The organism is Pelotomaculum propionicicum, from assembly GCF_048984525.1.
GTDB lineage: Bacteria > Bacillota > Desulfotomaculia > Desulfotomaculales > Pelotomaculaceae > Syntrophopropionicum > Syntrophopropionicum propionicicum_A.
In genome coordinates this window covers 77,873-99,682 of the sequence record NZ_JBMGJC010000006.1, presented here as the reverse complement: position 1 = coordinate 99,682, position 21,810 = coordinate 77,873, and the positions used below count along the sequence as shown (strand labels likewise).

The window sequence follows — 21,810 nt, the reverse complement described above, 5'->3', positions numbered from 1 at the left end:
GAGCGAAAGGAGTGAATATATGTGTTTGGTAAACGCAAAAACTTAATTGGTTTTTTAATAACGGCAGCGCTGCTCTTGATGGTTGCTTTCCCGGTGACAGCCGCTTACAAGGCCCATAACAACGACGCCGACGTCAGCCTGTTTTTGCAGGCTTATCCCTCGGCGGCAGGGACCAAGCTTGATAACTGCTACCTCTGCCACACCGGCGGAAAAGTCGGCAATAAATCTTATGATTCATGCGATTACTGTCACCTCACATATGGTTTTAAGGACCCTCACGGGAATATTCTCGACACGCTTAATTCTTACGGGAAAGATTATTATAGCGAGGGAAGCGACCTGAACGCGTTGAGTGTTATTGCTTCTTTGGATTCTGACGGTGACACTTATGCCAATGAAGTGGAAATACTGGCTGGCCGCCTGCCCGGGGACAAAAATGACTACCCGGGTGTGGCAGAGGCGCCTGCCAGGACCTATGACAGGGCGGCTATACGAAAACTTCCCAAAACTACCCAGTTTATGGCGGTGGATACGTCCAAATCAGGTGATTTCTTTGCCGGGTACACCGGAGTGGATATGTGGACCCTGCTCCAGGATGCAGGGATCAGCGATGAAGCGGACAGCATCACCGTTTTTGCCGCTGATGGATACAGTAAAACTTTCCAGGTTAGCGATATAAAAGTGAATTACGAGCAGGGGATTTTTTTAAGGGAGTACCCCTGGATCAGCTACCCTCTATCAATTGACTACAAAAACGGCAAAAACCTGCCCGGCAAGCTGAACTATTTGCTGGCTTACGAGCGGGAAGGCTTCCCGCTGCAGGAGTCAAAAATAGTGGTTGACGGCAGCAATAAGTACCACCTGGACGGAGAAGGGCCTTACCGGTTTGTCACACCGCTGACGGAGCCGGTCGCGCCGGACCGCTCGGCTTGGAGCATCGACCGGGATAACCCCCCGTACCCTTATAACCCGAACCGCCCTGTAATCAGAAACGGGGATAACTGTATTAAAGTGGCTGTCGCCATCAGGGTTAACACCGCAGATAACAATTCATACCAGTATGACTGGAACGGCCGGGCCTGGGAGATGGTGGAGAAGGGCGAACTTGTGGTTTTCGGCGCTATTAACCCCGAATAGGGTGTGTCCAACACCTTGGCCGTTTACTAACAGGAGCGACGGATTCTAACCAGTAAGACCAGCAAGTAAATCTGGGCAGGGAGTCTTTAACTCCCTGCCCAGAGTGGACAAAATAATACTGAATAATCCATGGTGTTGAAACCGACTGCTCCATTGCGCAGCGTCGTAAGTAAACTAAGCGAAGCTGAGGTTGCGAAATTGGGTGAGCTGACATGGACGTCAGCGAAAGGCCTTCATCGCCCGGATGGCGAGTTGAAGGCCGGCCCATTTGAGCCCGAAGCAAGCGCTAAGTTTACTCGGCGCGAAGCACGGAGCCAAGCGGATTCAACACTATGGAGACTTTGTCTACAACCTGGGCAGGGAGTCTTTAACTCCCTGCCTTCTAGCTTTTCGTAAGAAAATATAATGTATATTATAGTATTTATGATTTTTCAGAGCAGGTGTGTCGCCGCCCCCTAGAATTATGTCGCGCAGTTGCAGGAATTTTACTTAATTTGTTGTATTTTACTTGTATATAGGTGCTGGCCGGACACATTGAATGGCGGCGGGATATATTATAATTGCGGGGATCGGGGACCGCCTGTAGAGTTAAAGGATCCATCCGGCTGTTCTGCACTTGAAAGGGATATCCAATGTATTTAAACGCCTTCGAAAGAGAAATGCTTGAAGGCCGGTACGGGGCTGGAACGGCTACCGCCATGAAAGTGCTGGTGGCTATTGGAGAAGCCTTCGGAGCGGAAAAAATGGTGGAGATCAGCCGGGCGCACGTGGCCCTTAGCAATCAGGAAGCCGACCTCTGGTTCGTGGAGAAACTGGTCAGAGGAGGTGCTACCTGCCTGGTGTCGCCTACAGTTAATCCAGGCTTTAACCTGGAGTATTTTCAAGCCGCCTCTTCGCTGGAACCACTGGACGAGGCGACTATTAAGAGGACCAGGGATGCATACCGGGCTATCGGCGCCACACTTACTTACAGCTGTACCCCTTATCTTGAAAAAAACATTCCGCGCCCCGGCGAGATCACAGCATATTCCGAGTCAAGCGCGACTCCCTATATAAATTCCGTATACGGCGCCAGGACAAACCGGGAGTCAGCCCAGAGCGCCCTGTGCTGCGCGGTCACGGGCAGGACTCCGCTGTACGGTTTTTTGCTGGATGAAAACCGCAGGGGAAATGTCCTGGTGGAGGTTGAAGCAGGCCTCAAGGACGATTTCGATTACCAGCTGCTGGGTTACTGCGTGCCTAAAAAAGCGGGGCCCGGCGTGCCGGTATTTACCAACCTGCCCGGCAGGATCAGCCCCGAGGCGCTGATGAACCTCGGCGCCCAGTTAAACACAGCCGGTGCGGTATCGATGTACCACATCGCGGGGGTAACCCCGGAGGCGCCCACCGTTGAAGATGCCTTTAAAGGTGAAAAACCTCTGAAGAGGATTGTAATTACAGATTATGATTTGCAAGAAACCCACGATTCCATAACTGCCGGGCGCGGTAAAATTGAGTTCGCCATGTTTGGCTGCCCCCACTTTACCATTGACCAGGTCGCGGAAATAGTCCGGTTGTTGGGGGGCAGAGTATTTAAGGCGGAGTTTTGGGTGCTGACTTCTTCTTTGACCAGGGAACTGGCCAGGCGTATGGGCTACCTTGAGATTATTGAGCAGGCAGGCGGCCATATTGTCGATGACACCTGCATAGACCAGCCCTGCTGGCGCCATCTGTACGGGAAGAGAGGGGTTACCGACTCGCCGAAATGCGCATATTACGCCAAGAGAAGAAATATGGAGTTTGTGATCAGGCGCCTTGCGGACTGTGTGGAAGCGGCGGTCAGGGGGGAAGCGGATTGACAGGAAGTAATACCATTACTTTCGGCTGCCACCGCATCGCTGGAGGCCGCGCGGCCGGTGAGGCCCTGTTTTCAAGTGACGATATCTGCTTTTACCTGGTCGATCCCGCAACCGGCGTGGTTATCGAGAAAGGACACGCGCTGGAGGGCCGGAGCATTGCGGGCAAAGTCCTGGTTTTTCCGGGCGGCAAGGGCAGCTCGGTTGTACAGGCGGACGGGCTGTACCAGCTGGCGGCGCGGGGAAAAGCGCCGGCGGCTATGGTGATCCGGCACCCGGACACGGTACTGGTGGCCAGCGTTATAATTATGGAATTACCTATGGTGGACAAGGCCGACCCGTTATTTTACCAACAAGCGGCTGACGGGGATTATATTGAAATTGACGCTGATCGGGAAAAAATAATAATCAAACGGTAAGGCGGCGTTTTGTCTATGTTATTTATAAAAAAAGCGGCGGAAACCAGTATAAAAACAGACAGTGTCAGGGAAGACGTGGCGAAGATCATTGAAAGCGTACGTTGCCGGGGTGACCAGGCCCTGCTGGAACTGATCGCGCGCTATGACGGAGTGGCTGTCAGTGATTTGAGGGTGCCGCCGGAAGAAATAAAGAAAGCATACAGCCAGGTAGACGAGAAAACTGTTGTATATTTGCAGCTGGCTGCAAGCCGGATTAAATCCTTCGCTGAAAAACAGGTCGAGTGCCTGCTGCCCCTGGCTTACGAGAGCTCGCCGGGTGTTGTGCTGGGTCACAGGCTGATACCGGTATCGTCCTGCGGCGCATATGTGCCGGGCGGCCGCTACCCGCTTCCATCCTCGGCCCTGATGTCGATCATCCCGGCCAGGGTGGCCGGAGTAAAGAGAATAGCTGCCTGCTCGCCGCCGTCAAAGGCCTTCGCGGGGATACACCCGGCGGTGCTGGTGGCCATGGACATAGCCGGCGCCGACGAGGTCTACTGCATGGGCGGCGCCCAGGCCGTGGCAGCCTATGCCTGCGGTACGCTCAGTGTGCCGCGTGTTGATATGATCGTGGGGCCGGGAAATATGTATGTAACGGAAGCTAAAAGGCAGGTCAGCGGCAACGTGGGCATAGACATCCTGGCCGGGCCCAGCGAGGTGCTGATTATTGCAGATGAAGGCGCCGATCCGTCAACTGTGGCCTGCGACCTGCTGGCCCAGTGTGAGCACGACCCCACGGCCAGGGGGATCCTGGTGACCACCAGCAGCAAACTGGCCGCGCAAGTGCTGGAGTCTATTTATATCGAGGGAAGCTCACTGGAAACCGGGGAAGCGGCTTTAAAGGCCTGGGAGGAAAACGGGCAGGTGATCCTGGTGGACAGCCTGGCTGAAGCTGTCGCGGTATCCGACCAGTACGCGCCGGAGCACCTTGAACTTCAAACCCGGACAAACGATGAGATTATTAATGAACTTCATAATTACGGTTCCCTTTTTATCGGAGAAAATGCTCCCGTGGCATTTGGCGACTATATTTCAGGGACGAACCATATACTGCCGACCATGAGCTGTTCCCGCTTTTCCAGCGGGGTATGGGCAGGCATGTTCATAAAAGTTGCTTCATTCCAGAAACTCACCGGGGAGGGCGCTGCCAGCCTGGCGGAAGCCTGTTCCCACCTGGCCGGAGTGGAAGGGCTGAAGGCCCACCAGCGTTCGGCTGACAGGCGCAGGCGCAAATAAGGCTGCGCTGCGGAAAGGGGGTAAAGTAATTGGACCATCAGGACCCGGATGCTGTGGCGGCCGCTTACCCGGACGCCGTTGCGCTTAAGCTGCAGGACATATCTAAAATTTACCCCGGCACGGTGGCGCTGCACAAGGTTAACATCGATGTTAAAAAAGGTGAAGTGCACGGCATTATCGGCAAGAACGGGGCGGGAAAGTCCACCCTCGTGGAAATTATCGCCGGGATCATAACGCCTACCGGCGGCCGGATATCACTGGGCGGTAAAAGCTATGACAGCCTTTCCAGGATAGACGCGAGGAAGAAAAAGATCGCTTTTGTCCCGCAGGAGCCGCAGCTGATACTTGATTTTACCGTGGCGGAAAACCTTTTTATCTCAGATTACGTAAGGGTGGGCAAGCTGATCAACTGGCCGGAGCTGTACGCAAAGGCAGAGCAGGTGGTGAAAAAAGCCGGCCTGAATATGGACGTCAGGGTAAAGGCGGGTGACCTGCCTGTCAGCGAACAGCAGCTGCTTCTTATCCTTAAGGCCTGTTACATCGAAGAGTCAGAGATAATTATACTGGACGAGGCCTCGGCGTCGCTGTCACAAAAAGATGAGGAACTTTTGTACGGCATCATCCAGGAAAGGAAAAGAGAGGGCTGCACAATACTTTTCATATCCCACCGGGCTGATGAACTGCTCAAAGTATGCGATCGGGTAACCGTCCTGCGTGATGGCCGCAGCATCATCACAAAAGAATGCGCTGACCTGGACAAGGACAAGCTGTCAGCCTTAATCGTCGGGGAAGAGTTTAACGGGGATACCGGCCAACCTGCGCGGCAAATTAACGCAAAGAGCGACACGGTCCTTACAGTGGAGAACCTGACCAGGTTGGGCGTTTATCATAAAATTAATTTCGAACTCAAAAAGGGAGAGATACTGGGACTGGCAGGGCTCAGGGGAAGCGGCAGGACTGAAATTTTCAAGGGGATTATCGGTATAGACCACCCGGACGAGGGCCACATATACATAAAAGGAAAAAAGCGGCGTTTCGCCTCGCCCGCGGAAGCTCTCAGGGAAGGTATCGTCTACCTGCCCGAGGACAGGGAAAAGGAAGGCCTGGTCAAGATCCTGAGTGTCAGGGAAAACTTAATATTAAATTCATTAAATAATGTAAGAAAAGGACTTTTTATCAGCAAGAAAAAAGAAACAGAGGCGGTTGCCAACCTTATTAAAGAATTGGATATAAAAGTCGCCTCGCCGGAACAGGAAGTAAGCCAGCTAAGCGGAGGCAACAAGCAAAAAGTTGTCGTGGGCAAGATAGCGGCGGCCCGGCCGCACGTTTTCCTGTTGGACGAACCCACCAAGGGCGTGGATATATCCGCCAAGCAAAGCATTTTAAAAATCGTTAAAAATAACTTGAGCAAGGACGCCGGTATAATCATAACGTCACCAGGCCTTGAGGACCTGATCGACATTTGCGACCGGATCCTGATCATATACAAAGGCGGGATAACCGGAGAATTCTTACGCGGAGAGCTGAAAGAAAACGATTTGTACATGGCCATCCAGGGCGGCGCGCAGGATAAATGTTCCTGATTATGATTACAGTCAATTATTTAATCAACAAAGGAGTAATTTAATGCCAAAGAAGTTACAGATAGAGCTGTTTTTGCTGGACAACCTGATCTGGGTGATTTTAGCAGGTTTTTTCCTGCTTAACGCCATTATTACACCAATGTTCGCTACCTACACCAACCTGGTGAACATCCTTTACCACTCCGCCATCATGAGCATGCTCGTGCTGGGTGAGGGGCTGATCATGGTCATTGGCCAACTTGACCTGTCTATCGAATCCACCCTGGTTTTTGCTCCGGGCGTGGCCATGCTGCTGGCTACCCGCTGGCTGCCCTTCCCCCTGGACCCTGTAACCGCAATTATTTTAACCCTTGTTATCGGAGCTCTGATTGGCTTATTCAACGGAATATGTATTGCTAAAATAGAAGTCAATCCATTTCTTCAGACCCTTTCCATGATGATTATCCTGAGGGGTCTGGCGCTGTTCCTGATCCCGCTCTCTATCTTCCCGCTGTCCAAGGTATACTCATATGCCGGCCAGGCCAGGATGATCGGAAACATCCCGGTGGCCATCCCCATAGTGCTTATAATTTTCCTTATCTTTCATTTTGTCATGCAGTACACGTCCTTCGGCCGGCATTTTATGGCCACCGGCGGCAACGCAAAGGCCAGTTATATTTCCGGGATCAACACCAAAAGGATGTTGATTTACGCGTTTGTAATAGCAGGTTTCCTGGCCGCGGTTGCCGGCCTTTTAGCGGCTGGACGGCAGAATTCGGTTTCGAATTCAATGGGCGAAGGCATGGTACTGCTTGCTTTTGCAGGTGCTATCTTAGGCGGGGCAAGCCTGGAAGGGGGCAAGGGCACACCGCTGGGCATGCTTGGCGGGGCGCTGCTGCTGGGTATGTTCTCAAATTCACTGAACCTGCTGGGCGTAGGTGTGACACTGGTTTACGCCACCCAGGGAGCGCTCATTTTCGTGGCTATAGTCCTGGACCGCGTGCGCATTAAAGTGCGGAATCACCTGCTGCACCAGGAGCAGGTTAGAAAACTAATGATCCGGGAACAAGGAGATTAATGTTGCAGCAAATAATTCTGGGAGGTGATGACCAGCAAGGGGTAAGGTAATAAAGCATTAATGGTTAAAAAGTATAATAGGAGGTTTTGTGATGCGTTTCAAATGGTTGAAGATCCTGCTGGTTACTCTGATTGCAACTGCCCTGCTGGCCGGCTGCGCCACCCAAAAAGCCCCCGAACAGCAGCAGCAAAAACAGCTCAATTTCGGTATGGTGATCAAAGAGCCGGGCGCACCATTTGTGCAGGCTTTTGTAAAGGGCGCCGAGGGCAAAGCCCAGGAGTTGGGCGTCAAGGTTGATATTAAAGACGGCCAGGCGGACTCCATGAAGATTATGGAAATAATGGACACTTTCATCACCCAGAAGGTTGACGGTTTTATCATGGCCGGCGCGGTGGACCTGAAAGCTATCGTCCCGGGCATCAAAAAATTAAACGAAGCCGGTATCCCGGTCATAGCGCTTGACACCTCACCGGAAGGCGGCAAGGTCGATTATTTCATTTCCTTTGATATCGAGCAGTCCAGCAAAAAGGCTGGCGAAGCCTTCGTCCAGGGGATCAAGGACCGCAACGGCGGCGTGGTTCCCAGCGGCGTTGTAATTGAAATAACCGGGGCCTTGGAAGACATGTTCACCCAGTCCTGCTCCAAAGGCCTGCACGCTGTAACCGACCAGTACCCGCAGCTCAAGGTTGTCCAGGGCGAGGGGAACTGGAACGACGTCGACTCCCATGAAAGGACCAGTGACCTGCTGACCCGTTACGGCAAGGAAGTCCTTGGTGTCTACGTCCAAACACCTGACATCATGGGGCCGGGCGCGGTCTCCGCCATTGAGGCGGCGGGCCTGAACCCGAAAGATTACGGGATTTGCGGGATCTGCATCGGACCGGAAGGTCTTGAGCTGATTAACCAGGGTAAAGCCCTGGCTATCGTAGAACAGCCCGCCTTTGACTCAGCTCAAATGGCTGTCCAGTACCTTTACGACATCAAGAAGGGCAATCCGACCCCCAAAATTGGCGATACAGTAACTAAAGACGGCGCTCTCTGGTCTCCGGCCAAGGTTGTAAAAAACCCGTGGGCTGAGGAAGGCGCCTTCATTATCCTGCAGGGCCCGCTGGTACCTACGGATGTCAAGGCTGACGACCAGCGCCTGTGGGAAAATAAGCTGAGCAGTTTGTGGAAAAAATAATAATGCTGCACTTTAAATAAATTAAACTGGTTTAGCCGGGTGCACTTGAAGCCCCCCGGAAAAGCATCCGTGGGGGCTTTCCTGTCCTGTTATTTAAGATAATCAAAAGGGGAACGAAGAAATGTACATTCAGGTATACAAGCTTAACGGAATATCGGCCGGAGACTACGACAGGATTTTGAAAAGAAGTGAAACTGAAACTGAGTCGATAATGGCCGATGTCGAAAAAGTAATTTCAGACATCAAGGTGCACGGGGACAAGGCACTGGTGGAGTATACCAAAAAATTTGAAGACGTGACCATATACGAGGATAAGATCAGGGTATCCAGGGAAGAGATTGATGAAGCATACCGGAAAGTGGACAGTGAAACCATTGAGGCAATCAGGACCCTGGCTGGTAATGTCAAGCGTTTTCACGCCGCGCAGATGCCCAACAAGATGTGGTCCACAGAGGTTTCCCCCGGCCTGGTGGCAGGCCAGGTAATAATACCGCTGGATAAAGTCGGCTGTTATGTGCCTGGCGGCAGGGGATGGTTTCCCTCCGCGGTAATGATGTCAGTCCTGCCGGCCAAGGTGGCAGGGGTGCCCAACGTTTACGTGTGTACCCCCCCGGCGCCTGACGGCGCCATACCCCCCGGTACTCTTATCGCCTGTGATGTATGCGGCGCGGATGAGGTGTTCAGGGTGGGCGGCAGCCAGGCGGTGGCAGCCATGGCCCACGGCACCCAGACCATACCGAAAGTCGATAAGATCGTCGGGCCGGGCAGCAAGTGGGTGCTGGCCGCCTTCAAACTGCTTTACGGACAGGTGGAAATTGGGACCCTGGCCGGGCCGGGCGAGGGTATAATCCTGGCTGACGAAACAGCCAACCCGGAATTTGCCGCCGCGGATATCTGCATCCAGGCGGAGCACGGGCTGGATTCGGCGGGTGTGCTGGTTACCCATGTGCCTGAACTCGCATATGCAGTGCAGCAGAAAATCGGCCGCCACATCGAGCGCCTGAACGACTACAGGAAAAATTTTGTCACTGAGTCGCTTAAAAAGTACGGCGCTATAATTCTCACGGATTCACTTGAGGAATCCATCGCCTTTGTCAATGAATATGCCGGGGAGCACCTGGAGATCATGACCGCGGAGCCGCTGCAGGACATGCAAAAAATTAAGAACGCGGGCGGTATCTACCTGGGCCATTATACCCCGCTTTCCACGGGCTGCTTCGGCTCGGGCCCGAACCATGTCCTGCCCACCGGCCGCAAGGCGACAGTGGCTGGCGGCCTGAAGACAGCCGATTTTTATAAGGCGGTAACGTTTGAATATTTCTCGCGGGACGGGCTGGCCAACCTGAAGGACGCCATGGTCAAGCTTGCCGAATACGAGGGGTTCCCCGCCCACGGCAATGCTATATCAGAACGGTTCGCAAAATAATAGAATCGGGGACTAACACACCGCCTATGTTATGCAACAAATTACCGCTTTCCGGAGGTGACTTCTTTTGCTTGCAGCCCGCTATTACGGGATCGGGCAGGTGCGTGTTGAAGACATACCGGCGCCGGTGTGCGGTCCGGGGCAGGCCCTAATCAGGGTTGCCTATGCCGGCATCTGCGGGTCCGACCTGCATATATTCAGAAAAGGCATGTTTGTTACCTCCATCCCCGAAACCATGGGGCATGAGTTTTCCGGCGTGGTGGAGCAGGTCGGCGAGGGTGTAACCGAAGTGAGCCCCGGCGACCATGTCGTGGGCGACCCGCGTGTTTCCTGCGGTTCCTGCCGGTGGTGCGGGGAGGGGTCTTATAACCTGTGCCCTGGCCTGGGATTTATCGGTGAGGTTATGCCGGGCTGCTTTGCCGAATATCTTGTTTTAGACGCAAAAAAACTTTTAAAGATACCTGACACGGTGGATCTGCGCCGGGCAGCCATGGTGGAACCCCTGGCGGTAGCGCTGCATATTGCCGGCCGGGGGCGTTTTTCAGAGGCGGAACACCTTGGCGTCGTTGGCGCCGGCCCCATCGGCCTGCTTACTGTTATCGCGGCCAAGGCCATGTCGGTGAAACGGGTAACCGTGACAGACATATCGCCGGACAGGCTTGCACTGGCCGGCAAGCTGGGAGCAACAGCTTTGCAGGCATTTCCGGCAGAACAGGACGACCAGCCTAATGTGGTGGTCGAGGCGGTGGGGCTGGAGGCAGCCCTGGCCGGCGCGCTCGGGTGGCTCAGGCCGCGGGGCAGGCTGGTTATGGCCGGTTTATACGAGGAAAAGACATTAATAGATCCCAATGATATTGTTGTTAAGGAACTTGAATTGGCAGGAGTGGACGCTTATGAAACGGATGACCTGCGAAAGGCGGTTGAACTCCTGGCTGAAGGAGCGTTGGACGTCGATTGCGCGATAACCCACGTGCTGCCGTTGAAATCCGCAGCCTCCGCATTTGACCTGCTTACTTCCGCAGACAAAAAGGCGTGCAAAATTTTACTTGCCCCCTAGCAGAAAGGTGATAGAAAAATGTGCCGGGATGACATAAGTATTTTCAGAAATGGCCTGGCTGAACTGACCCCGTATATTCCGGGCAAGCCGGTGGAAGAACTCAGGCGTGAACTTGGCCTGAAAGGGCGAATCGTCAGGTTGGCCTCCAATGAAAACCCAATAGGTCCTTCACCGAAAGCCGTGGCGAGAATGAAAAAAACCCTGGATGAGATAAACCTGTATCCGGACGGCGGGTGCTATGAGCTGAGAGAGGCTCTTGCCGCGAAACATTCACTCTCGCCCGGCCATTTTATATTCGGCAACGGCGTGGATAATTTAATCCCGCTGGTGGTGAACACATTTGTCAACAGCGGGGACGAGGTGATCATACCTACTCCCAGCTTTGCAGCTTACCGCACCAGTACTATAGTGGCCGGTGGCATACCGGTGGAGGTGCCGCTGAAAAATTTCTGTATCGACATGGAGAGTATTTATAAGGCTGTCGGTCCTAAAACAAAAATGATATTTATCTGTAACCCCAACAACCCCACCGGGACTATCGTGTACGAGGAGGAACTGAACAGGCTGTTGGGCTCTTTGCCGCCGGGTGTCCTGGTGGTGATGGACGAGGCTTATTACGAGTACGCGGAAGACGTCCGCTATCCGGACAGTTTGCTATACCTCAGAGAAAATGGAAACGTAATCGTTTTTCGGACTTTTTCAAAAATATTTGGTTTGGCCGGGCTGAGGCTGGGTTACGGTATGGCCAGGCCGGACTACGTCAGCCAGATGGAAAAAATCAGAGAGCCCTTTGCCGCCAACCGGGTTGTACAGGCCGGCGCCCTGGAGGCTCTGGCGGACCGTGAATATATACGCCAGGTCAAAGACGTCCATATGATGGGTAAACAGGTTATCTGCGATGGATTGACGAGCCTCGGCATATTTTTTATTCCCACTGAAGCCAATTTTATATTCGCGGATTTGGTTGTGGACATGAAATACCTTTTCCCCGAACTGTTAAAAAGAGGAGTAATTATCCGGCCTGGAAGTTTCTGGGGACATCCTACCTTTGCCCGGATTACCATAGGCACTCCTGACGAGAACAATTTTTTCCTGGAACAGCTCGCAGACGCCTTGAAGCTCTTTAAGCAGCTATAACATCCTGCTGGTGATAAAAGGGGGTAAAACATGACAGGATCTGTGCGCGCGCCAAGAGGCAGCAAGCTCAGCTGCAGGGGCTGGGTCCAGGAGGCTGCCATGCGCATGCTGATGAACAACCTTGACCCGGAAGTGGCTGAAAATCCCGAGGAACTGGTTGTATACGGCGGGGCTGGCAAAGCCGCGCGGAACCGGGAGGCTTTTGAAGCTATTGTGCAAGCCTTAAAGAGCCTGGCAGACGATGAGACCCTGCTGGTGCAGTCCGGGAAGCCGGTCGGAGTGTTTAAAACCCATGCCATGTCTCCCAGGGTGCTGATTGCAAATTCCAACCTGGTCCCCGCCTGGGCCAACTGGGATCACTTCTGGGAGCTCGAAAAAAAAGGCCTGATCATGTACGGTCAAATGACCGCCGGCAGCTGGATCTATATCGGCACCCAGGGGATCCTGCAGGGCACTTATGAAACATTTGCCGAACTGGCCAGACAGCATTTTGAAAATGACCTGAAGGGTAAGTTTGTGCTCACCGCCGGTATGGGCGGCATGAGCGGCGCCCAGCCTCTGGCGGTAACCATGGCGGGGGGCGTTTGCCTGGACGTTGAGGTCGACCGCTTAAGGATCGAGCGGCGTATCCGCCAGCGATACTGCGACCTGATTACAGACGACCTTGATGAAGCGCTTGCCATGGTCTGCGAATATACAGCTGCCGGGGAAGCCAAATCAATCGGACTGGTGGGCAACGCGGCCGATATCCACCCGGAATTGTGCCGCCGGGGGGTAATACCTGACGTGGTAACTGACCAGACCTCCGCGCACGATCCGGTAAACGGCTACGTGCCCCGCGGGTTGAGCCTGGCAGAGGCGCTGGCGCTGCGCGCCCGCGACCCGGCCGCCTATAAAAAAATGGCCCTGGAGTCTATCGCTGTCCAGGTAACCGCGATGCTGGACATGCAAAAAAGAGGAGCGGTTGTTTTTGACTATGGCAACAACATCCGCGCCCAGGCCAGCGGCCAGGGAGTCAGGGGCGCCTTTGACTTCCCAGGTTTTGTGCCGGCATATATCCGGCCCCTGTTTTGTGAAGGCAAGGGTCCCTTTCGCTGGGCCGCGCTTTCCGGTGACCCCTCTGATATATATAAAACGGACGATGTGGTGATACGTGAATTTTCATACAACCAGTCGCTGGTTAACTGGATTAAAATGGCCCGGGAGAAAGTTGCCTTCCAGGGCCTGCCCGCCCGCATCTGCTGGTTGGGATATGGCGAGAGGGCCCGTTTCGGCCTTATTATCAACGATATGGTGGCCAGCGGTGAACTAAAGGCTCCTATTGTAATTGGCCGGGACCACCTGGACTGCGGTTCGGTGGCCTCTCCCTACCGTGAAACAGAAGCGATGAAGGACGGAAGCGACGCCGTTTCAGACTGGCCTGTTTTAAACGCTCTTGTCAATACAGCCGCGGGGGCAAGCTGGGTATCGTTTCACCACGGCGGCGGTGTGGGCATAGGATACTCCCAGCACGCGGGCATGGTGGTGGTGGCCGACGGCACGCCTGAGGCGGCGGAAAGACTGCAGCGCGTGCTTACCTCCGACCCCGGCATGGGTATTATCCGGCATGCCGACGCGGGCTATGAGAAGGCCATAGAGGTGGCCAGGCAGAGCGGTGTCAATATCCCGATGTTAAAATAAAATGAGGTGTTTTGTCGGATGGCAGCAGGGGACAGGGCCGACCTGGTACTGGTCAATGCCGGCCAGCTGGTTACCGTGGCCGGGTCTTCCGGCGCTCCCAAGCGGGGAGACGACCTGGCGTCAATCGGCGTCATAGAGGACGGGGCGGTGGCCGTCAGGGGCGGCCGTATCACGGCTGTGGGCACTACCAGGGAGGTACTGGAGCGGGTAGAAACAGGTCCGTCCACAAAAATATTGGACGCCGCAGGGCTGGTCGTCCTGCCCGGCCTGGTGGACCCCCATACGCACCTGGTCTTTGCCGGTTCCAGGGAAGATGAGTTTGTGCTGAAAATCCAGGGGGCCTCTTACCTTGAAATATTAAAGGACGGCGGCGGCATCCTGTCAACAGTGCGGGCTGTCCGGTCCGCCTCAAAAGAGCGGCTTTACCATTCCGCCCGGAAAAACCTGGACGTGATGCTGTGCCAGGGGACTACCACCGCGGAAGTCAAAAGCGGCTATGGCCTGACCACCGCCGACGAGTTAAAAATGCTGGAGGTTATTGATGATCTCAACCGCTCGCACCCGGTTGACCTGGCGCCGACCTTCCTGGGAGCGCATGCTGTCCCCCTGGAATATAAGGACAATTTAGAAGGTTACCTGTCGCTGATTATGGACGAAATGCTTCCAGCCGCGGCCGGGCGTGGCCTGGCGGAATTCTGCGACGTGTTCTGCGAGGAAGGCGTGTTTTCAGTCGGGCAGTCGCGGCAAATCCTGCAGGCTGCTATAGAGCTCGGCCTTAAGCCGAAAATCCACGCCGATGAAATCGTTTCACTGGGAGGCGCTGAGCTGGCGGCGGCAGTCGGGGCGGTTTCAGCGGACCACCTGATGGCTGTATCAGACGAGGGCGTAAGGGTGCTGGCCCGGAGCGGCACTGTGGCAGTCCTGCTGCCGGCCACCACGTTTTGTTTAATGAGCGGGCGGTACGCTCCGGCCAGGAAGATGATAGGGGAGGGTGTGGCCGTGGCCCTGGCCAGCGACTTCAACCCGGGCAGCTGCCCGGTCAATTCGCTCCAGGTAGTAATGGGCATTGCCTGCCGGCAGCTGAAGATGACACCGGCCGAGGTGATATCGGCAGCCACCATAAACGCCGCCCACGCTATCGGCAGGGGCCATTACATCGGCAGTATAGAGGCGGGCAAAAAGGCAGACCTGGTGGTATTTGACGCTCCTTCATACAATTACCTGCCCTACTGCTTCGGGACGAACCTGGTTAAAACTGTTGTCAAAAATGGGGAAATCGTCGTAGGAGGTCAAATGTGAAGAAACTGGTGGAATGCGTACCAAACTTCAGCGAAGGGCGGCGGCCGGAAGTAATAGCGGAAATCCTGGGAGCGATCAGGGAAACGGTCGGGGTCCAAATCCTGGACTGTTCTTCCGACGCCAGCCATAACCGCTCCGTGATTACCTTTTTAGGCGGTCCGGATGAGGTTAAAAGGGCAGCGTTCCAGGCTGCCGCCAGGGCTAAAGATTTGATAGACCTTACCGCCCACCGGGGTGAACACCCGCGCATGGGGGCGGTTGACGTGATTCCATTTGTGCCCGTTGAGGGGATAAGCATGGAGGAGTGTGTTGAACTGGCCCGGCAGCTGGGTTCTGAGATCGCCGCAAAGCTGGATATCCCCGTATATCTCTACGAGGCGGCCGCCACCCGGCCGGAGAGAAAAAACCTGGCTGATGTGCGCAGGGGTGAATTTGAAGGGCTCAGGGAAACCATCGGATTGGAGGAGAAAATGCCGGATTTTGGCCCCGCCAGGGTGCATCCCACCGCCGGCGCGGTAGCCGTGGGAGCCCGCCCGCCGCTGATAGCCTATAATGTCAACCTGGCCACATCCGACCTCGGTATCGCTAAAAAGATCGCCAAATCAATCCGGGGCTCAAGCGGCGGCTACCCCAGCATAAAAGCCCTGGGCGTGATACTGGACGATCGAAATATCGCCCAGGTATCCATCAATGTCTGCAACTTTCGCGAGGTGTCCCTGCCGCGGGTCTTTGAGACGGTAAAGCGCGAGGCGGAACGCTGCGGTGTGAACGTAACCGGCAGTGAAATTGTGGGACTGGTGCCGCAGGAAGCCCTGGTCGACGCCGCGGAGTATTACCTGCGGCTAGAAAATTTTAACAAAGACCAGGTTCTTGAAAACAGGCTGAAATAATCAGGGTTCAAACATATATCACATGATTTACAAGATTAATAGGATTTACAAGATTAAAACAATATAGTTTAAAGCATATAAAAGTTTTTACTTTGAGTTATATTACTGTGTAATTATTTAAAACTCATTTCCATGGAGACCAGGATTAAGGATTTACGATAATGATATATTTCATAAAATAAATAATATCTTTCTTGAGTTTAATAAAATCCTGTTAATCTATTCTAATCTTGTTAATCCTGTGAAATTATTTAAGAACAGGGTAGCAGATGCCGCCCATGGGAGAGCTCAGGACGGAGCCCTGCGGCTTCAGGCCTTCAGCCCTTTTCATTAATTTTCGCATATCGCTGAAGAGTTCGAAATAACCAAGCCTTTCACCGGTGTCGGGCGGCAGGTCAGGAGCGTAGACGAGCACCCGGTGGCGCCTTGCTATCTCACAGAGAAACTGCTGCATATATTTTTCATCCAGGTCCATGGGCGCGCCCGTGGATTTTTCGCGTTCCGCCACAAAGTCTTCCGTCCCCAGCCGGCCGGCGAGCAGCCTGGTTTCATCCAGGGAAAGGTACTTCTCCGGTACGGCCATGTCGCCTATGCCGTGCCTGCACCTCAGGAAAGCCACCAGCAGCGCGTCGCTGCGGGCCGCCGCCAGGGCGTTGGCCAGGCACTTGGTGCCCTGGCGCAGGTCGGTGTCCATGGGGTGGGAGTTGATCAGGAGGATGTCGGCTTTGTCGGAAACCGGTGAACCGTAGATTGCTGCCGCCAGTGCGCAGCCCTCCCTGAAGGCCTCACCCGGGTGGCCGCAGAAAACCCCCGCGGCAGTACCGTCAGGATTTAAAACGGTATTAACAATAAAATAATCCGTAGACAGGAGTTTTGCCGCTTCCTCGATATCTCTGCGGGTGAGGCACTCGCCGGAGCCTTTCCCGGCACAGTCAAAGCGGCGGCTGGCCTCAACCCGCAGGTGGGTGGAGGCGATGGTCGCCAGCCCGGCGCAGCCAGGCACTATATTTTTAAGACCGCCCCCAAATCCCGCCAGCAGGTGCGGCTCAATGGTGCCTATCATTACTGCCAGATCTGCTTCGCAAAGGTGTTTGTTAAGGATAACCCTGGTGCCTCCGGATGACGTCCCTACCTCTTTCAGCATACTACTGTCACGGCAGTCGTGGTTGACTACAAGGCAGCCGCCCATATCAATATTGCCCAGACGCATGTTTGTTTCAGCCGGTGTCATGGGCCGGTGGGTCCCGAGAGATATTACGACACTGATATTTTCATTCCGTGCCCCGGCGCGCTGGAGCTCAGCCAGGACAGGCGGGAATATCTGCGCTGCCGGGGTGGGCCTGCTGAGGTCGTCGACCACCACGGCAATCCGCTTGGAGGAAAGGTCCATGTTTTCAAAAGGACTGTGCCGGACAGGGTTTTTCAAGGCTTTTAGCAGGGCAGCCTGCAGATCCGGGATCGCCGGAACGGCGGTGGGGGTAATGGATCCCTTGTAGACCCAGCCCGGAAGCAGCTGAATATTTAACGTTTGCTCCTTACCCCACGGCAGTCTAACTATGGACATTAAGCAATCCCTCCTTTTAAACCTTGTCGCAGTCTCCGTTATAAAGCTTTGTGATTTCCATAGAAATGCAGCATTTTTATGGGCTGTGTTAATATTTTATACTATCCCGGGGTTGTTTTACATTTTTTCTGTAAAAAATTGTACATTTCTGATCCCAGTTCATCACACCGGATGACTGTTAGTTAAAAAAGTCCACGGTATTGTTAGTCAAGACCGTGGAAATTGGAAGGGCCTTGCCTGTACTGGCAAGACCCTTCTCCCATGCTTATTAGAGCATCTTAATAGTTATGGTGATGGTAATTACCATATTTATTACTTTGTCTTTAGCCGCATCCAGACTGAGTGATACATTGCCGCCATCCGTGGAAACTGATGGCTGGTTACCGGCGCCGGATCCGTTCTGCTGATTTCCCTGGCTTGAGTTGTTGTCAGAACCTTGCTGTTGTCCGTTCTGGTTGCCGGTTTGGTTGTCCTGCGGCTCGCTTTGGTCGTTGTCCTGGTCGTTTTGTTGGTCCGGGTTTGCAGGTTGCTGTCCTGCAGTCTTAAATGTGATGGTCACACCATTTCCACCGGTGGTATCTCCGAGGGTGGAGTTTCCGTTTTTAGCTTTTAGGGCTGGGGAAACCTTTAAATAATAAGTGGTGCCCGGGTCAAGGGCGCTTACCGTTTCAATGTAGACGTTCTGCTTTTCATTGGTATCGACGGTGTCGTCAATCCTGGTAACGTTTATGGCAACGTTCTGGTTATCCTCGGAAACCAGGCTGAAACAGCCTTTATTGTTATCCCATACAACGCTGTTGACAATATTCTTGTCGAATACGAGTTTCAGCTTAGGCTGCACAGGAATATCGGTCGCGTTGGCAATGTTTCCGCCATCAACAAGGGTAGCGGACATAAAGTTTAGAGGTTTTTGCCCGGCCATGCTGTCGTCGCTGTTTTCTGCAAAGGCGGCAGGAGCGCTGAGCAGGATCAGGAACAAGGATAGTATTACAGCAACAATTAAACGTGTCTTGTTTTTTCGCATGTTAATTTTGCATCTCCTTTTTATAACCGCTTATTTTTATCGGCCTCTCCCAGGCCAGGCCGGCCCGGGAGAGGCTTTTTAACTGTTACAGCTGAACGGTACTGAAAGAAAAAACGTGGTTTCCAGTAAAGTAACGGTTGCTTATGTCCATTATAGAGTAGGTTGGTATTGATACCTTGTATTTAGTCCCCGCTTTCAGGCCGTACAGCGGCTTAACGCAAAGTGCCGGACCTGCTGCTGATTTACTGATGGCAATAACTCTGCCGTACTGGTCGGTCATCTTGATCATATTAAAGTACGGCCCTGGTTTAATGCTGGTGTTGAAAGTAACAACAATGGTTTTACTTAACGTAATGTTGTAAGAGCCGTTGGCCGGGTCCGTGTTTACCACGACAGGCGGCTGAGAAGTCTGGGAAGAAACAGTCTTGACATTCGCACTGGGCCCGCTGGATGACCAGTTGCCCGCCGCGTCTCCCGCCTCGACCTTGAAGGCGTAGCTGGTGCCGGCGGTCAGGCCGGTAACGTTGTACGAAGTGCCTGTCACCGAGCCGATCAGGCTGCCGTTCTGGTAGAGTCTGTAGCCTTTAACAGCCACATTATCGCTGGCTTTATTCCAGCTTAACAATACACCTGTTTGAGTTGCATAGCTTGCTCTAAGGTAACTTCCATACGGCCAGGCCGGCGCGGTTTTGTCTCCAACTGTGCCCCCTTCGCCGGAAGTGGTAACACTCGCGCTGGGCCCGCTGGATGACCAGTTGCCCGCCGCGTCTCCCGCCTCGACCTTAAAGGTATAGCTGGCGCCGGCGGTCAGGCCGGTAACATTGTACGAAGTGCCTGTCACTGAGCCGATCAGGCTGCCGTTTCTGTAGACCCGGTAGCCGGTGACCGCCTTGTTGTCGGTGGCGGCGGTCCAGTTCAGGGTGAGGCTGTTCTGGGTGACGCCGGAAGCGGTCAGGCTGCTGCCAGACGGCCAGGCCGGCGCAGTTTTGTCTCCAACCGTACCTCCTCCGCCGTAAGTGGTAACACTTGTGCTGGGCCCGCTGGTTGACCAGTTGCCCGCCGCGTCGCCCGCCTCGACTTTGAAGGTATAGCTGGTGCCGGCGGTCAGGCCGGCGGCACTGAACCAGGTGCCACTGGTGCTGCCGACGAGAACGCCGTCCCTGTAGATCCTGTAACTTTTAACAGCCACATTATCGCTGGCTTTATTCCAGCTTAATATTACTCCTGTTTGGTAAATATAGCTGGCTTTAAGATTGCTTCCAAGCGGCCAGGACGGAGCAATTGTGTCTCCGACCGTACCCCCTCCGCCGGAAGTGCTAACACTCACGCTGGGCCCGCTGGATGACCAGTTGCCCGCCGCGTCGCCCGCTTCGACCTTGAAGGTGTAGCTGGTGCCGGCGGTCAGGCCGGTAACGTTGTACGAAGTCGAGGCAGCAGTGCCTAAAAGGCTGCCGTTTCTGTAGACCCGGTAGCCGGTGACCGCCTTGTTGTCATTGGCGGCGGTCCAGTTCAGATTAAGGCTGTTTTGGGTGACGCCGGAGGCGGTCAGGCTGCTGCCCGCCGGCCAGGTGGGCGCCGAGGTGTCGGCTGCTTCACTGGTGGTCACAGTAGCTGACGGCCCGCTGGATGACCAGTTGCCCGCCGCGTCGCCAGCCTCGACCTTGAAGGTGTAGCTGGTGCCGGCGGTCAGTCCGGTAACGTTGTACGAAGTGCCTGTAACAGTAGTTAAAAGGCTGCCGTTTCTGTAGACCCGGTAGCCGGTAACCGCCTTGTTGTCGGTGGCGGCGGTCCAGTTCAGAGTAAGGCTGTTCTGGGTGACGCCGGAGGCGGTCAGGCTGCTGCCAGCCGGCCAGGTGGGCGCCGAAGTGTCGGCCGCTTCACTGGTGGTCACATTGGCTGACGGCCCGCTGGATGACCAGTTGCCCGCCGCGTCGCCCGCCTCGACCTTGAAGGTGTAGCTGGTGCCGGCGGCCAGGCCGGTAACGTTGTACGAAGTGCCTGTCACTGAGCCGATCAGGCTGCCGTTTCTGTAGACCCGGTAGCCGGTGACCGCCTTGTTGTCGGTGGCGGCGGTCCAGTTCAGAGTAAGGCTGTTCTGGGTGACGCCGGAGGCGGTCAGGCTGCTGCCAGCCGGCCAGGTGGGCGCCGAGGTGTCGGCCGCTTCACTGGTGGTCACATTGGCTGACGGCCCGCTGGATGACCAGTTGCCCGCCGCGTCGCCAGCTTCGACCTTGAAGGTGTAGCTGGTGCCGGCGGCCAGGTCGGTAACGTTGTACGAAGTGCCTGTAACAGTAGTTAAAAGGCTGCCGTTTCTGTAGACCCGGTAACCGGTGACCGCCTTGTTGTCGGTGGCGGCGGTCCAGTTCAGGGTGAGGCTGTTCTGGGTGACGCCGGAGGCGGTCAGGCTGCTGCCAGCCGGCCAGGTGGGCGCCGAGGTGTCGGCCGCTTCACTGGTGGTCACATTGGCTGACGGCCCGCTGGATGACCAGTTGCCCGCCGCGTCGCCCGCTTCGACCTTGAAGGTGTAGCTGGTGCCGGCGGTCAGTCCGGTAACGTTGTACGAAGTCGAGGTAGCAATGCCTAAAAGGCTGCCGTTTCTGTAGACCCGGTAGCCGGTGACCGCCTTGTTGTCGGTGGCGGCGGTCCAGTTCAGAGTAAGCCCGGTCTGGGTGACGCCGGAGGCGGTCAGGCTGCTGCCAGCCGGCCAGGTCGGCGCCGAGGTGTCAGCCGCTTCGCCTGCCGTGGTGAAATTCACCTCTAAGTTATATCCCAGCTCAACCCCGGTCTTGGCTTTGAAGCTGCTGCTTACAATAATCTTGTATGCTGTCCCGGGGGTAAGGTTATTAAGCGGGGATATAAAGAAATGATTTCTTTCGCTGAAATTCACCAAATCGGATATTCTAAATACATTTATGGGGACATTGGAACCGCTGCCGGTCTGCAGGGTGACACACTGCTGGTTGTTGCTCCAAATAGCATCATTGACCACGTTTTTATCAAATACAAGTTTGATAGTTGGGCTTAACGGCACATTATTGCTGTCCACCACAGACTCACCAGTGGTGGAAGTGTTGGTTTCATTGTTGATCGTGGTCAGGTAGGCGCCTGTGAAGCCAATAGGTTTGGCCCCGGGTTCGCCTTCATCAGCGGCATTTGCCGGCAGGTAGTTTAAACCGGCGGCAGACAGGAACATCGCCAGCATTAAAACAATGGCGATAACTTTGGTCTTTTTTTGTAACATAGT

16 protein-coding genes are annotated in these 21,810 nt (G+C 54.5%); 13 read left to right on the top strand and 3 right to left on the bottom strand.

Features of this window, described 5'->3' with window-relative positions; genetic code table 11:
• Positions 1 to 21 precede the first annotated feature (21 nt).
• From ACOBQJ_RS08210 to ftcD, 13 genes are all read left to right on the top strand, one after another.
• Complete coding sequence (locus ACOBQJ_RS08210; protein WP_421071263.1) at positions 22 to 1,137, top strand: GEGP motif-containing diheme protein; 1,116 nt, start codon at positions 22 to 24, stop codon at positions 1,135 to 1,137.
• A 632-nt stretch (positions 1,138 to 1,769) separates the two neighbouring features.
• Complete coding sequence (locus ACOBQJ_RS08205; protein WP_421071262.1) at positions 1,770 to 2,975, top strand: aconitase X catalytic domain-containing protein; 1,206 nt, start codon at positions 1,770 to 1,772, stop codon at positions 2,973 to 2,975.
• Positions 2,972 to 3,391 carry an aconitase X swivel domain-containing protein gene (locus tag ACOBQJ_RS08200; protein WP_421071261.1) on the top strand — a complete coding sequence of 140 codons (420 nt, stop codon included), beginning with the start codon at positions 2,972 to 2,974 and terminating at the stop codon, positions 3,389 to 3,391. Before ACOBQJ_RS08205 ends, ACOBQJ_RS08200 begins: the two co-directional genes overlap by 4 nt.
• A 15-nt stretch (positions 3,392 to 3,406) precedes the next feature.
• The gene (gene hisD / locus ACOBQJ_RS08195) at positions 3,407 to 4,666 is read left to right on the top strand and encodes a histidinol dehydrogenase (protein ID WP_421071260.1); all 1,260 of its coding nucleotides are present in this window, start codon (positions 3,407 to 3,409) and stop codon (positions 4,664 to 4,666) included.
• Between the two features lie 29 nt (positions 4,667 to 4,695).
• Positions 4,696 to 6,249 (top strand): sugar ABC transporter ATP-binding protein, encoded by a 1,554-nt coding sequence (locus ACOBQJ_RS08190; RefSeq protein WP_421071259.1) that lies wholly within the window; start codon positions 4,696 to 4,698, stop codon positions 6,247 to 6,249.
• 43 nt (positions 6,250 to 6,292) lie between these two features.
• The gene (locus tag ACOBQJ_RS08185) at positions 6,293 to 7,306 is read left to right on the top strand and encodes an ABC transporter permease (RefSeq protein WP_421071258.1); all 1,014 of its coding nucleotides are present in this window, start codon (positions 6,293 to 6,295) and stop codon (positions 7,304 to 7,306) included.
• Positions 7,307 to 7,397: 91 nt separating this feature from the next.
• Positions 7,398 to 8,489: a sugar ABC transporter substrate-binding protein gene (locus tag ACOBQJ_RS08180; RefSeq protein ID WP_421071257.1), complete on the top strand. Its 1,092-nt coding sequence runs from the start codon at positions 7,398 to 7,400 to the stop codon at positions 8,487 to 8,489.
• A gap of 121 nt (positions 8,490 to 8,610) precedes the next feature.
• Positions 8,611 to 9,915 carry a histidinol dehydrogenase gene (gene hisD, locus ACOBQJ_RS08175; protein ID WP_421071256.1) on the top strand — a complete coding sequence of 435 codons (1,305 nt, stop codon included), beginning with the start codon at positions 8,611 to 8,613 and terminating at the stop codon, positions 9,913 to 9,915.
• 67 nt (positions 9,916 to 9,982) lie between these two features.
• Positions 9,983 to 10,972 (top strand): zinc-dependent alcohol dehydrogenase, encoded by a 990-nt coding sequence (locus ACOBQJ_RS08170; RefSeq protein WP_421071255.1) that lies wholly within the window; start codon positions 9,983 to 9,985, stop codon positions 10,970 to 10,972.
• Between the two features lie 18 nt (positions 10,973 to 10,990).
• Positions 10,991 to 12,109, top strand: coding sequence for a histidinol-phosphate transaminase (gene hisC, locus ACOBQJ_RS08165; protein ID WP_421071254.1), 1,119 nt, complete (start codon positions 10,991 to 10,993; stop codon positions 12,107 to 12,109).
• Between the two features lie 30 nt (positions 12,110 to 12,139).
• Positions 12,140 to 13,789, top strand: coding sequence for a urocanate hydratase (gene hutU, locus ACOBQJ_RS08160; protein WP_421071253.1), 1,650 nt, complete (start codon positions 12,140 to 12,142; stop codon positions 13,787 to 13,789).
• A gap of 18 nt (positions 13,790 to 13,807) precedes the next feature.
• Positions 13,808 to 15,088 carry an imidazolonepropionase gene (gene hutI, locus ACOBQJ_RS08155; protein ID WP_421071252.1) on the top strand — a complete coding sequence of 427 codons (1,281 nt, stop codon included), beginning with the start codon at positions 13,808 to 13,810 and terminating at the stop codon, positions 15,086 to 15,088.
• On the top strand, positions 15,085 to 15,978 hold the full coding sequence (ftcD, locus tag ACOBQJ_RS08150) for a glutamate formimidoyltransferase (protein WP_421071251.1): 894 nt from the start codon (positions 15,085 to 15,087) through the stop codon (positions 15,976 to 15,978). The genes hutI and ftcD overlap by 4 nt, the downstream gene beginning before the upstream one ends.
• A 247-nt stretch (positions 15,979 to 16,225) precedes the next feature.
• Here ftcD and larA read toward each other — a convergent pair whose 3' ends face one another.
• The 3 genes from larA to ACOBQJ_RS08135 form a co-directional block, all read right to left on the bottom strand.
• The gene (gene larA, locus ACOBQJ_RS08145) at positions 16,226 to 17,542 is read right to left on the bottom strand and encodes a nickel-dependent lactate racemase (RefSeq protein WP_421071250.1); all 1,317 of its coding nucleotides are present in this window, start codon (positions 17,540 to 17,542) and stop codon (positions 16,226 to 16,228) included.
• 268 nt (positions 17,543 to 17,810) lie between these two features.
• Entirely contained in the window at positions 17,811 to 18,566 is a 756-nt protein-coding gene (locus ACOBQJ_RS08140; RefSeq protein WP_421071249.1) for an Ig-like domain-containing protein, read from the bottom strand.
• An 85-nt stretch (positions 18,567 to 18,651) separates the two neighbouring features.
• Positions 18,652 to 21,807 (bottom strand): fibronectin type III domain-containing protein, encoded by a 3,156-nt coding sequence (locus ACOBQJ_RS08135; RefSeq protein WP_421071248.1) that lies wholly within the window; start codon positions 21,805 to 21,807, stop codon positions 18,652 to 18,654.
• Between the last annotated feature and the right edge of the window lie 3 nt (positions 21,808 to 21,810).